The 12721-nt window shown below is 54.4% G+C and carries 11 protein-coding genes and 6 pseudogenes; 7 read left to right on the forward strand and 10 right to left on the reverse strand.

What is annotated here, in order from left to right; translation table 11 throughout:
* Window positions 1–77 precede the first annotated feature (77 nt).
* Window positions 78–485, reverse strand: a complete 408-nt coding sequence (locus AC1DWM_RS19245; protein ID WP_223511204.1) for a hypothetical protein — start codon at window positions 483–485, stop codon at window positions 78–80.
* A gap of 440 nt (window positions 486–925) precedes the next feature.
* On the opposite strand from AC1DWM_RS19245, the gene AC1DWM_RS19250 reads away from it, so the two are divergent.
* Window positions 926–1828: a universal stress protein gene (locus AC1DWM_RS19250; RefSeq protein ID WP_223511206.1), complete on the forward strand. Its 903-nt coding sequence runs from the start codon at window positions 926–928 to the stop codon at window positions 1826–1828.
* 31 nt (window positions 1829–1859) lie between these two features.
* Here AC1DWM_RS19250 and AC1DWM_RS19255 read toward each other — a convergent pair whose 3' ends face one another.
* Window positions 1860–2345, reverse strand: a complete 486-nt coding sequence (locus AC1DWM_RS19255) for an adenosine-specific kinase (RefSeq protein WP_223511208.1) — start codon at window positions 2343–2345, stop codon at window positions 1860–1862.
* Between the two features lie 258 nt (window positions 2346–2603).
* On the opposite strand from AC1DWM_RS19255, the pseudogene AC1DWM_RS19260 reads away from it, so the two are divergent.
* The 4 genes and pseudogenes from AC1DWM_RS19260 to AC1DWM_RS19275 all read left to right on the forward strand — a co-directional run.
* Window positions 2604–2813, forward strand: a pseudogene (locus AC1DWM_RS19260) (thermostable hemolysin); the annotation flags it as partial.
* Window positions 2804–3106 (forward strand): annotated as a pseudogene (locus tag AC1DWM_RS19265) (winged helix-turn-helix domain-containing protein); the annotation flags it as partial. The pseudogenes AC1DWM_RS19260 and AC1DWM_RS19265, both read left to right, overlap by 10 nt.
* Before the next feature lie 30 nt (window positions 3107–3136).
* Window positions 3137–3633, forward strand: a pseudogene (locus tag AC1DWM_RS19270) (two-component sensor histidine kinase); the annotation flags it as partial.
* A 189-nt stretch (window positions 3634–3822) separates the two neighbouring features.
* Window positions 3823–4209 carry a YkvA family protein gene (locus tag AC1DWM_RS19275; RefSeq protein WP_477795880.1) on the forward strand — a complete coding sequence of 129 codons (387 nt, stop codon included), beginning with the start codon at window positions 3823–3825 and terminating at the stop codon, window positions 4207–4209.
* A 466-nt stretch (window positions 4210–4675) separates the two neighbouring features.
* On the opposite strand, the gene AC1DWM_RS19280 is transcribed toward AC1DWM_RS19275, so the two are convergent.
* The 3 genes from AC1DWM_RS19280 to AC1DWM_RS19290 form a co-directional block, all read right to left on the reverse strand.
* Window positions 4676–5488, reverse strand: a complete 813-nt coding sequence (locus tag AC1DWM_RS19280; RefSeq protein ID WP_223511212.1) for a transporter — start codon at window positions 5486–5488, stop codon at window positions 4676–4678.
* 319 nt (window positions 5489–5807) lie between these two features.
* Window positions 5808–6038 carry a hypothetical protein gene (locus AC1DWM_RS19285; RefSeq protein ID WP_477795881.1) on the reverse strand — a complete coding sequence of 77 codons (231 nt, stop codon included), beginning with the start codon at window positions 6036–6038 and terminating at the stop codon, window positions 5808–5810.
* A gap of 191 nt (window positions 6039–6229) precedes the next feature.
* Complete coding sequence (locus AC1DWM_RS19290) at window positions 6230–7648, reverse strand: DUF1254 domain-containing protein (RefSeq protein WP_223511214.1); 1419 nt, start codon at window positions 7646–7648, stop codon at window positions 6230–6232.
* A gap of 412 nt (window positions 7649–8060) precedes the next feature.
* On the opposite strand from AC1DWM_RS19290, the pseudogene AC1DWM_RS19295 reads away from it, so the two are divergent.
* Window positions 8061–8354: pseudogene (locus AC1DWM_RS19295) on the forward strand (transposase); the annotation flags it as partial.
* Between the two features lie 169 nt (window positions 8355–8523).
* Window positions 8524–9047: pseudogene (locus tag AC1DWM_RS19300) on the forward strand (transposase); the annotation flags it as partial.
* On the opposite strand, the gene AC1DWM_RS19305 reads toward AC1DWM_RS19300, so the two are convergent.
* The 5 genes and pseudogenes from AC1DWM_RS19305 to AC1DWM_RS19325 all read right to left on the reverse strand — a co-directional run bounded on the left by AC1DWM_RS19305 (window position 9020) and on the right by AC1DWM_RS19325 (window position 12614).
* Window positions 9020–9217, reverse strand: coding sequence for a hypothetical protein (locus AC1DWM_RS19305; protein ID WP_411741823.1), 198 nt, complete (start codon window positions 9215–9217; stop codon window positions 9020–9022). The pseudogene AC1DWM_RS19300 and the gene AC1DWM_RS19305 overlap by 28 nt on opposite strands.
* Window positions 9218–9367: 150 nt before the next feature.
* Window positions 9368–9832 (reverse strand): glycine zipper 2TM domain-containing protein, encoded by a 465-nt coding sequence (locus AC1DWM_RS19310; RefSeq protein WP_223511216.1) that lies wholly within the window; start codon window positions 9830–9832, stop codon window positions 9368–9370.
* Window positions 9833–9846: 14 nt separating this feature from the next.
* Window positions 9847–10274, reverse strand: a pseudogene (locus AC1DWM_RS19315) (hypothetical protein).
* A gap of 59 nt (window positions 10275–10333) precedes the next feature.
* Window positions 10334–11011 carry a DUF3313 domain-containing protein gene (locus AC1DWM_RS19320; protein WP_223511218.1) on the reverse strand — a complete coding sequence of 226 codons (678 nt, stop codon included), beginning with the start codon at window positions 11009–11011 and terminating at the stop codon, window positions 10334–10336.
* Between the two features lie 151 nt (window positions 11012–11162).
* Window positions 11163–12614, reverse strand: a complete 1452-nt coding sequence (locus AC1DWM_RS19325; protein ID WP_477795897.1) for a DUF1254 domain-containing protein — start codon at window positions 12612–12614, stop codon at window positions 11163–11165.
* Window positions 12615–12721: the final 107 nt, after the last annotated feature.

Here is a 12721-nt window from a genome sequence, read left to right on the forward strand (position 1 = left end):
CCAAGTCTTTGCCTCATAAAAGAGGACCGACATTGATCTTGCTGTGGACGACCCCCTATACCTCTAGTCTGTAGCCCTTAAAATAGCCTGGTGACTTCATTCAAGATCCGATCCTGGATTTGAGTACTTGGTCTTTGGCGATAAGCCACTGCTAAAAAAGCAACGCCTTCGTAGTCGCAGCGAATTGAAAAAGTCATACCCTCACGCAACCCATAAACTGTTCTTTCTCCTGTTTCAACAAAGTATCTCGCTTTTGTAAGAGCTGTTCTGGCGTGCTTCAGGCAGTCAGTTTGGCTAAGCGAATGTCGTATCCAACTAGTCGTTACACGCACAGACGAAGTCTCGCTGTCATCGATAGGTGGTCGAGTAACTTCTTTAGTAGGTGTAATAATGCTTTCATCGCTGGCGCAAGCGGTCAACCCCATTGAGATAACACTAAACAAAAAACAAAAACGAAGTCTCGAATGCTTAAGTTGATTTCGCATCGTGGGACGTTCCTGTGACGATTTGCAATGAATGAAGTGACAGCTACTAACGTAATAGCGGATTTCTGGTCTTTTGCTACCTATGTTCAGTGAATGCGACCAATGGTCGCAAGGCGAAAAAAGAGCATAAAAAAGGGACGGATTAATTATTCAAAAATAAATCCGCCCCCTTTTTCTTTTGCTGGTCTGGAGCGGTCCTGAGAGACAGGAGAAGGGGTCGCCCCCCCCATCCTCACCTCGGCATCGCAAAGCCATACCCAACGGTTCCATTCGTCCGATTCTGTTGAAAACAGTCGACCCGGCCAAGTGGGGAATTGATGGAATCCAGGCGTATATTGATAGTGTTGATCCAGATAGTTGAGGCGATAGTAAATCGTCGGTGGTGTGACAGGCGAGAGCGCTGGGGGAGCTAGATATCCCGGAACGTTTGGAGGTGTTACATGAGCCAATATCAACGACTCTTTCTGATAGTCGGTCCAGCCATGCGTCACACCCCGGCGTTGGAGCGAGCTGCTGCCATTGCCGAAGCCACTGGCGCAGCGCTGCACATCACGGTGTTTATCGAAGACTCCAACCTTATGGGGTTGATGAGCGCCGGTGCGCGTTTTCGTGAGGCCTGTCAGCAAGAGAACGAAAGGTGGCTGAAGGATGAAGCCGATCTAATCCGCGGGCGCGGGGTCATGGTGAGTACCGAAGTGCTTGTTACGCGAACCGCGTTGCAAGAAATACTTCGGCACGTGGCAGAAATGCAGCCGGATCTGTTGATCAAGGACGTGCAACACGAGTCAGCGCTCAAACGCGTTTTTATTACGCCTCTGGATTGGCACCTGTTGCGCGAATGCCCGGTGTCTGTGCATTTGGTCAGCGAAGTCAGGTGTCCACTTCCGCGGGTGGTAGTGGCGGCAGTCGATCCGTCACATCCCGAGACTCAGATCACTGGCATAAACGACCGCATCATCCAGGCAGCGAACGGATTGTCGATGCAATGCAACGCGGAGCTGCATCTGCTGCATGCCTACGATCTTTCGCAGACACATATTTCCGACGCAGGCGCYGGTGCAGTGACGATGCCGGGCTTCAGCAGCGATGTGCGCAAGTCACTGAAAAAGTCATTTATCGCATTGGCCGCCCACTACGGCGTGCCCACTGAGCGACAACACTTCGTTGAGGGGCCGCCTGGCAAAGCGCTGGCCGACTTTGCAGCGCATCACCGCGCCGATGTGATTGTCATGGGAAATGCGCATCGCAAGGGTCTGGGCAAATGGGTGGGCAGTACGACGGAGCATGTTCTGTATCAAGTGCCCTGCAACATTTTCGCCGTTACGGGATCTGCGGATCAGTGAATGGATTCGCTATTAAATGACTCTCTGCATTTCACAGTTTGTAGCCGATCTGCCGCAAGAAATTCTTGCGCCACAGGACGTCGTCGTCGCCTTCAATGTCATTGGCACAGAAGCCATCCACTACGCCCAGGATTGCTCGCCCTTGTTCCGTCTCAGCGAGAATCACTTCAGTTGGATTGGCTGTTGCACAAAAAATACGGCATACCTCTGGAACCATTTTGATGGTGTTTAACACGTTCAGCGGATAGAAACCGTCGCCCAGGAAAATGATGAAGCTATGGCCTGCGGCGATGGCTTTCGCATTTTTCTGTGCAAGTTCAATCATAGATGTATCGGTGCCAGACCATCGCACCAGACATTTGCCAGAGGCTTCACAAAAGGCCACGCCAAACTGGATCCCTGGCACGGCATTTACCAACGCTTCGTGAATGTCCTCGACGGACTTGATGAAGTGCGTCTGACCCAAAATGAAGTTCGTTTCATCCGGCTTATCGATTTTCAACGTGATGAGTTGCATCTCAAACGCCTCCATTCATGATGTTGCTACCAGAGACTGGCAACAGACCAAGCATAGCTACTCATTTGATATTGCTCCGTCCACTGTCTGCTTTTGGCTGTGGATTCAACCGGCCGATGCAACAGATTGGCTAACCCTCCCCATCAAGTCTCAAGGCCCTCTGAAGACAACTCCCCTCCCCCATTTTCGCCACCTTCAGACTCTCTTAAGCAATGCCTTTGATACTCCTCCCGAACTGACCCGTGGAGGCGTCTTCCAATGCCCGATTTTGACTGGAACATTGCGCTTCCCCTGCGTTTCGGCCAAACCGAAACCGAACAGATGAGTTTGGACAGAGCCCTGCCGGACGAGCCCCGCCGTCGCCTGTTTGAGGACTTTATCCAGCAACGTTTCCGCAAGGCCCACGGTGCCGACATCCGTCATTTCATGCCCGAGCTGTTCGGCATGAGTAACGCGTCGGGCGCGCTCAAATGCTGATCGAACACGCCGGGATCAGCCTGAACCCCGGCACCCAACTCGTCAGTTATCACGGCGAGCCGGTTGCACTGACGCCCAAGGAATATCAGTTGCTCCACGAATTGCTCTCGCCGCCGGGCCGGGTCATGACCCGCGATCACCTGATGCAGTTGCTCTATGGCTGGAACGAGGAAGCCGAAAGCAACACCCTGGAAGTACACATCCACCATTTGCGCAAAAAATTCTCCACTGACCTGATCCGTACCATTCGCGGTGTCGGTTATCTGGTGGAGGAGCGTCGATGACGTCGATCCGGCGTCGCAGCCTCACGCTGATTGATGCGCATGCCCATGGGCAGCAAAGATCACGCCGACCTGTACCAAGCATTCAATAAAGCCTTGGGTGAAGCAGCGCCCAAGGGCGACAGCCATCCTTATGAAACCAAACTGGCTTTTCAGGTCTGGAATCGCCGCGGTGAAGTGCTGGTACACACGGCCAGCGCGCCCTCCTTCAGCACGCCACCATCGACACCCGGTTTCAGTGATGTGGTCGACTTGACCAACCACCACTGGCGCGCGTTCATGCTCGAAGACAAACAAAATGATCTGAGAATCTGGGTGGGCGAACGGGACGACGTGCGTTCGGATCTGGCGGATCGGATCGTGCGCCATACCTTATGGCCCAATGTACTGGGTAGTTTGATTTTGGCGGCGATGATCTGGATCGCTATCGACTGGGGCCTCAAACCTCTGGAAAATATGGCGGCGACCTTGCGGGCGCGGCACCGCGGCTCGCTGCTCCAGTTAATCGGAGTCCTTGTAGGAGCGAGCTTGCTTGCGAAGGCGGTGTATAAGCCAACATCCATATTGAATTTGCTACTGCCATCACGAGCAGGCGCTCCCGAACGCCTGCTTTTGGCCTACTGCTGAATGTCGCGTAGGGCAGCAAACGACCGATAGCAGTCAATCACCCAAGGCGCTACGCTCGCAGGCACGTTCCTTCAGGTAATGACAATTACGACATGAAACGCATACTTGATCGTTTACGTGGCTGGGCCAGAAAACTAAAACGGCAAACCATGGTTCTCTGGTTTTGCTATCAGCATCCGCAAACACCCTGGTTACCCAAATGGATTTCGGTTTTTGTCGTGGCGTATGCTCTGAGTCCAATCGACCTGATTCCTGATTTCATTCCTCTGCTTGGATACCTGGACGACATGATTATTTTGCCGCTTGGAATTCTGCTCGCTATTCGGCTGATGCCTGCACAGGTGCTCGAGCACTGTCAGCTCAAAGCGAGTGAGTGGGAGAAAAGTCATATGAAGAGGCCAGTGAACAGATTTGCTGCAGTTATCGTTGTATTAGTTTGGTTTGTTGCTGCGGGTATTTTGGGGGCTTACTTCCTCTGATTAGAAGTCGATTTCCCCACCGAGCGGTCATGATTGGATGACTCCTGCTGGCCAATTGCTGCCTGCCGCGAAGGGCTGAAAACGACCCATTGCGGACGCTGGGCAGCCCTAAATACCTCCAGTGTCGTCAACGTCACTATAGATCCCGAGCCCAGGTCTGGCTGACCAGCCCCTTCCCGAAGCTGTGTACGGTTGGCTTCGGGGCAGGATGTCCGCAACTCGAAGCCATGCTCAAACGCGCCGTTACTTGCAGAAGCTGGACAACACTTGGTCGTGTCTTTCCTCACCTGCCCGGACTGCGCATCTCGTAGGCAGCGATTTCAGTTAACACTGATGTGCCCTCAAAGGCATGAATCCTGATGATCTTGATTCATATCTATCCTCATCAGGGGGGCAATTTCTCGAATTTCACCGAATCGTAGGCGATCAACCATTCGAGCGCTAAAAGTGAATCTTACGGATAGTTTCACTTAGGGAAGAGTAGCGTGTACGCCACCCGAAAGCCCCAACCGTGTGCACCATCTTCAGGACTGTCCGCCCAGTATCGCGGCCCCACCTGAAGGCTCATGGGCTGCTTGCCGACTTTGAACAATTGCGTCACGAACAGGTTGATCGGCACATTCCACTCCCTGGCCTCCCAGTCGTAAGTGGATTCTGTATTAATGCCAAAACTGGTGTACGACGCTGTGGTATAGACCAGAAAGGGTTGCAGATACGTCTGATTGACCTTCTCCTTGTCATTGGCCGGGTTGTTGTCCAGCGACCAAATGTGGTTCGCCAGAATACCGTTCGTCCAACCATTGGCCTGCTTCAACGCCACCGCTGTCGGTCCAATCCCCCATTGTTCACTACTCAATAGCTCATCACTACCAGTCGGCAACAACAACGCGGGGCCTGCGCCCCAGATCCAGCCGCTCTCGGTCGGCTCTTTGGGTGAGAAAAAGAAGCTTTGCGAGGTGTCGCCTACTCCGCTTTTATCGGCGATACCCCTCGGTGCCAATCCGTGTTGATCAATGATCGGGAGAATCGTGCGAGAGATCAGATTCCAATCTTCATTGAGTGTGAAGGGTAAAACCGGCTGGATATTGGTGACGCTTTGGATTCCATTACCGGAGGGCCCCATTTTCTGATTCCAGTTGTATTGGATGGGTAAGCTATACAGTGCCGCGACTGGATTCAATGACTGTTTAGCCAACTCCGCCTGATCATCGGCCTGACTGGAAACGGAAATACCGAAAACCAAAGGTGATAGCAAAAGTCGTTCAATGTGCTTGTTCATGTCGAATTCCTTGGATGCGGATCGCCGCTGGCTCCTCAATGATCAACGGAAGCCTGCTAACGACAAGCAGAAGTTACTGGAACACCTCGATCTCAGTGGGCCGTGATTCACTGACCCAAAACGATAAAGGCGCCCGATCTGTTGTGGGCATACCTGCTTCATACTGAGGTTACGTACTTCACAAGTTCAACGTCCCCCGCAACCAAGTCTTGTAGAGACTAGGCACGAGGAGTCGTAAAGTTTTACCGCTGCGGTGACGATTACCTGAGTAATGTTTGCATGTCGCCGGTCATGCCTCTAATGGCCGTTTTGAAGTCAGTCACGCCAGTGATTCTGTCTGCAGGATCAGCGCTCGCTCGTCTTTGCGAATATATGGTGTCCTCGAGGGATGTGTTCCTGAATGTTTTTTATTCAATGTCAGAAATGGCGGCAACCCTTTCGGCAATAGGGCCGATTGGATCTCGGCCTGAGCAATCGTACGAATGCGTGCCAACAGCAAGTAGTCGCGAGATCGCGCTACTTCAATACCGCCAGCGCCGGTGGCTGCCAACTGCCGCTCCCGCGTGAAGAATCGAAGGCTATGTCGCCTTCGTCCAGTAGAGGGGCAGTAAAACGACTAGGTCAGTTATTACCCAGAACAAAAGCTGTTACTGGGTAAGTTATCGATCAGTCGCGATACTCTAATGCCCAGGTACAGTGGCAGCGCACCAGCGCCGTCCGCTGTAACCGGTTGTCAGTGGGTCAAATAGCCTTGACGAGTTGGGGTGGGCTCCACGTTCCTTTGCCGGCAGGCAGGATGGAAGGCGCTACCGTCTTCGGCCAATAGAGGCGCATCACCAAGTAGATCAGATCATCCGGTGCGGGCAACCAGTTGCTTTCCTTGTCCGCGCCGGGTGAATCCTTCTGGATGTACAGCGTGAGCGAGCCGTCTGGATTCTTCTTCATGTTGGGCAGCATCGGCGAGTTGATGAGGTAGCGATTGATCGGATTATTGATCAACAGCTGCGATTTGCCGTCATACATGGTCACCGACCAGAAGGCATTCACTGGCGGGAGCTGTCCGGCGGGAAAGGTGATGGTGTAGTTGTGCTTGCTGCCGTCGAGCGGCTTACCATCGATCAGTGCCTTGGCCATCGGGTACGTCGCCTCTTCGGCGTCGTTGGCGTAGATGCCCGCTTGTGCGATGGCGGCACGCTTTAGCCAATCGCCATTGTAGAAGGCGGCGTCACCGCCGGAGCTCACGATGTTCCAGCCATTGACCTGCGTACCGAGATGATTGACTGCATCTTCGACCTTCGCATGCCCAGCCTGCATGCCCTCAACAATGGCGGCCTTTTGTTCGGTAGAGAGCGCCTGGAAGTTAAAATCCTTGCCGGCGCCAATGCCCAAACGGGCCAGCTTCGCGCGGATCGATGCTTCCTCCGGTGTGGCGGGGGCAAGCTGCATCACAACGCCCAGATATTTGAAGAAATCGGTCTTCACCAGATCCTTGTCGATCTTCGGGAAGTCGATCACCGGCGCGGCAGGCGGCGCGGGTTGCTTGAGAAAAGCCGATAGCGGCTGTGCTGCGTAGCTGGACTGGATCTTTTCGACATTCGGCATGTCCGCCGAGTTTAAGAGCTGGGTGCGAAAGATCACGAAGGGGAGTTGCGTGCGGGAATGAAACACCTTCTTGATTCCCGGCGGGGTCACGCCTTTCCAGTCGGGACCGACCACCAAGTAATCGCCGGCTTCGTTGCCGGTGGTGCGGCTGCCGATGTAACCGAAGTTGTAGGTGTTGTTATCGATGAGCTGCACCGAGTAGTACCGTTGCTTCTCCACCGCCGGTACCGAAATCACGATAGGCTCGCTGCGCACATCCATGAACATCAAGGAATACGGTGTGTCGCTGTTCGGCGAGACGATGGCTGTGTCTTTGTAGGTAAAGACATTGTGCATGCTGTGGATGTGGTTGAACGGCGCCTTGTACTGGCCGGAGTTCTTGTCCACGGCATAGTCGTACATGGTTGCGTAGTTCATCACGATGGGCAGGCCGAAGACATAACCCTCTTCGGCGATGGCCTTCGTTTCGGCGGGAGTGATGTCCGCTGCTTGGGCGAGTGTGAATGTAAAGGACGCGAGCAATGCTATCGCACCACTAAAGGCTCTTGGTAATCTCATGTACCTGCATCTCCATTTTTTGAATTGTCTGAGTGTTGGCTAGCTACTAATTAGGCGATAAACAATGTCGCGGATGCTCGCGACATGATGTCTCTTTACGATCCGTGTCATCCCCTCCATCGAGTATTCGTTTGCCAACTCCTTTCGAAAGTGTTCAAGCATAGCAGCGGCAGTGTGGATTGAACCCTACAAAAACGGACACCAACTCCCTGTTAAATTGATGCGGTTGCCAAGCACCTGAACTCTTTCGATGATCCGCGAAAAGATTTGGCGTCGAACGTATGAGGGTCAAAACTCTTCTGTGCTATTGACCGATTACTGCCAGGTATCACGGGCTGCAATAGGCTGATTGTGTTGAAACGTAGCTCCCGGCAAAATTTCTGTATTGGCCAGCAGGGAAGCACGCAGCAAGATGGAACAGTTGTCGAGTGGCCAGGAACGGCTGCTTTACTCGTTCAACCTTGAAGATCACATCCCCGCCAATCACCTTCTGCACAACATTGATCCGTGTCTCGATCTGAGCGATCTGCGCCATTACCTCATCGACTTCTATCGTCCGATTGGGCGTCCGTCGATTGATCCTGAGCTGATGATCCGCATGCTGATCGTGGGTTATTACTACGGTATTTGCTCCGAACGGCGGTTGTGCGAAGAGGCCCATTTGAACCTGGCGTATCGCTGGTTCTGCCAGTTGAGTCTCGAAGATTAAGTACCGAATCACTCGACCACCATTCATCACCTTCATAGCTTTGAAAATTATGGCGAGTGGCGCACAGATATCTGTCCTGTGCCGAATGCGTTCCGGGCGCAGTGGTGCAAGGCAAGTCTGCGAGACGTTGCTATGATTTCTGAGGATTTCATTGCAAGGATTGCCCATGAAGCGCTTCATGCAAAGCGAACATCGAGCCCTAAACACCTTACTTCCCGAGAGCCTCGACGACTACATCAGCGATACCAATCCGGTGCGAGTAGTCGACGCCTTCGCTGATGAAGTCGACCTGGGCAAGCTGGGTTTTTAAGGCGTCATTCCAGCCGGTTCTGATCGACCTGCTTACCACCCCGCGATCCTGCTGAAGATCTACTTCTACGGCTATCTAAACCGCATCCAGTCAAGTCGATGTTTGGAGCGTCAAGCTCAGCGCAACGCCGAACTGATGTGGTTGACCGGGCGTTTGATGCCTGACCTCAAGACCATCGCCAACTTCCGAAAAGACAACAGCAAGGCCATCCAGGGCGGCTGTCGCCAGTAGTTGGAGAGAATCTGGTCGCCATCAATGGCAGTAAATTCAAAGCGATCAACAACCGTGACCGCAATTTCACTAGCACCAAACTGAAGCGGCGAATGGAAGAGATTGAATCGAGCATCAACCGTTACGTGACAGCACTCGATGCTGCCGATCTGTTGGCGCTGATTGAAAATTGACCCAGGGCGGCTTGCTGATTTTTTGCATCAGCAATTGTGGATAAGCTTAGCAGCGGTGTCCCGCTAGCCAAGCGGGCGTCTGCGCTGGAGGTGCTGAAGTCGAAGTATGCCAAATCACGATGCATGGGGAGTTTTGCCATGTTCATCTGATGAAAGAACGAGGGGAGCACATGGCAGTTTTGCTTTTTTTGCCGACTCAAGGTTTTTTAGCCGGTGGGAGGTTTTGTAGAAGCGAGCAAGCTCGCCCCCACAAAATTCGTACAGGAAGCAGGTACAGTGTTTACGAATCTGAACAGTCAGCCTTCACTGCCTTGCGGCACAACGCGGGCATTATTGCCTGCGCCCTGGATATACACCTTCGAGCCTTTAGCCAGGGACGGATTGATCGGTTGGGTCACCGACACCAGCACGCCACTGCTGACTCGCACGATGATCTGTTGTGCCTCGACCGGTTGGTCATACTTTTTCTTCTCGGCGTAGTTACCTCCAGCCGCACCGGCGAGTGCGCCGGCAACCATGGCGACGTCACGCCCGGTGCCACCCCCGATCAAGCTGCCAACCGCCAGACCGCCAAGGCCACCGAGTACGGCGCCGACGCCACTGTCGTGGTTGGTCTGCATCTGCGTCAGCGATATCTGCTCGATCTTCCCTGAGCGAATCTCGATTTCACCGGCGCCGCCATCGGTTGACCCGACGGCGGAACAGGCACTTATCAGCACAGTCATCAACGTGACTGACAGCCAGGACAGAATTGCTTTCATTGCGGTGCACCTCGTTATTGGTATTTGATGGCGATGCCTTTCAGCTGCGCCCCTGAATCGTTTCGATGTCCCGACTCCACAGAGGGCCTGTGATATAGGCGGCGACGGGTTGAATGCGGTCGTAGACGACAACGACGGTGTTTGCGCCAAGTATGGCGCCCTCTTCACGCAGTTTTTGTTCGACTTGGGTGATCGCCGGTGCCGGGTGGACCGTGGCATCAATCAGTATTTCGCCCAACCGCACATAGGGTCTTGTCGGTTCTGAGCGTAACACCTGGACTTTGCTGGGCAAGGTCGGCGCGGGATGCTCGACCCCAACGTAAGCGGTTGTCTGGGCGTCAACCGATGCGCAGGCACTTAACGCAAGCGCACTGGCAACGAGAGCCGCGACGAGCAACGGCCGCTTCAATCTTGAGAATCGAAGCGATGAAGAGGGAGACATGTCAGCATCCTCTGCTGGAATCTTATTGAGCCAAGGTCTGTTGGTAGTTCAATCAAGGCTCAACTGCGAATGAATGCCCACAGATCGGCGTTCAACCTGTCGATCGCTACCTTGAAGTCCTGAGCGGTGATCTTCTGGCTTTCATTTTCCAGGGTAGTGCCGAACACTTTGCGCACGACTTTGGCTACGGTCTGGTTGGTTCTCGCATCGATTATCTCGGCCTCGATGAACAAAGTGCTGTCCTGATCGCGGTGGCCGGTGGCGGCCTGTGTTGCCCCGATCACGGCGGCGACCGGCACCACTTCATACCATTTCATCCCTTGGTTTTCGGCATTCACCCCGGTGATCGCCGCACGCATCAGCAGGGGTTTGGAGCCCGCCGGCGCAGCACTGGTGTTAGTCACCTCGCGGTATTTCTGACCCAGAGTGCTTTTGGCCTTACTGGTCATGTAGCTCTGGATATCCGTCAGCGTTTGCTGGCTGACCCGCTCATCGGGCTTGGGCGCGGGATAGAGCTCCAGTTTGTTGAATACCACGGTGTCATAGGCATTCGGGTTCCACGACGGACTGACCCAACGCATGGCTGTGCCGCCGCTCGGCGTTTCGACCTGCTGCAAATTGTTGTAGTTGGACAGGTAGCCCGAGTATTGCTCGGTTTCAGTGACTTTCGATACGCAGCCGGTCAATAACAAGCTGCTCAGTGCGGCACCCGTTATCCATTTGTGCGAGAGGCTCATATAACGGTACTCCTTGAGGGATGTGTTCCTGAATGTACTTTATTCAAGGTCAGACCTTGTGGCCTCAGCCCTTTCGGCAATAGGGCCACTGGATCTCAGCCTGAGCAATCGAACGACTGCTTGCCAACTGCAAGCAGTCGCAAGCGTCGCGTTACTTCGATGCCACCACTGCCGGCGGCTGCCAGCTGCCCGCGCCAGCGGGAAGAATTGAAGGCGGCGTGGCCTTCGGCCAATAGAGGCGCATCACCAGATAGGCCGAGTCGTCAGGCGCCGGCAACCAGTTGGACTCTTTGGTCTTGCCCGGCGAATCCTTCTGGATGTACAGCGTCAGTGAGCCATCCGCGTTCTTCTTCATGGCCGACAGCATCGGCGAATTGATCAGGTAGCGGTTGATCGGATTCTTGATCAGCAGTTGGCTCTTGCCGTCGTACATGGTTACAGACCAGAAGGCATTGACTGGCGGCAGTTTGCCGGCGGGGAAGGTGAGCGTGTAGTTGTGCTTGCCGGTATCCAACGTCTGGCCTTTGCCATCGGTACGCGTAATGGGGTACATCGCCTCGGCGGCGTCATTGCCGTACAGACCAGCCTTCGCGGCGCCAGAACGCATCAGCCAGTCGCCTTTGTAGAACGCCTGGTCGCCGAAGAACGCGCCGACGCTCCAGCCGTTGATATTCTTCATTCCGCTCGAGAGGAACTTGTCGACCTGCTCGTCGCCGGCCTTCATCCCGAGCAGGACCACGGCCTTGTGCTCGAGCGAGAGGTCTTTGAATTCGAAGTTCCGACCGGGGCCTACACCGATGCTGGCCAGCTTCGCCCGGATCTCCTTGTCCTCCGCTGATGGCGGCACATACTGCAGCGCCGCCGACAGGTACTCGAAGAAGTTGGCCTTGATGCCTTCCGTGGTAGCCGGCACGAAAGCAATCTTCGGCGCGGTGGGCGGCGCAGGTTGATGGAGGAAGGCGGACAGCGGCTGGATCTTGTAGCCCACCTGCACCTTCTCGACATTTGGCATGTCGGCCGGATTGAACAACTGGGTCCGGATCAGTGTCAGCGCGAAGGGGGTCGTAGAGCTGAACACCTTCTCGATGCCTGGAGGTGTCACCCCCTTCCAGTCGGGGCCTGCAATCAGATAGTTCCCGGGAGCGCTGGCAGTTGCCCGACTCCCAATGTAACCGTAGTTATAGGTGTTGCCGTCGATCATTTGAACCGCGTAGTAGCGTTTTTTGGAGACGGCCGGCACGGTGATTACGAGCGGCTCTGCACGCAGGTCGGCCCAGAGAAAGGAGTACGGCGTGTCGCTGTTGGGTGTAATGATGGCGGTGTCAGCCGGTGTCGCGACCTGATGATCGTTGTGCAGCTGGTTGAAGGGGGCCTTGAACTGGCTGGACTTGGAATCCACCGCGAATTCGTTCATCACGGCGTAGTTCATGACCAGCGGCAAGCCGTAGATAAAGCCTTCCTCGGCGATCGCCTTGGTTTGCTCCAGACTCGGCGCGGAAACGCCCTTGGCCGCATCCGCCTTGTCTGCCTGCGCGATCGGATCGTTCTTGCTCGCACACCCCGTGAAAAGCGTTGAACCTACGACGACGACCGCCGCAGCCATTGTCCAGCTACTGTGAGACTTCCTGTTCATTTCCACCTCGTTAGTTTTGTGCAAGCTGGCGTCGTGAGTATTCATGTCCACGGTTAAGTAATCTGAAGACCTGAAAC

This window comes from Pseudomonas sp. P4_C8 (genome assembly GCF_056401975.1).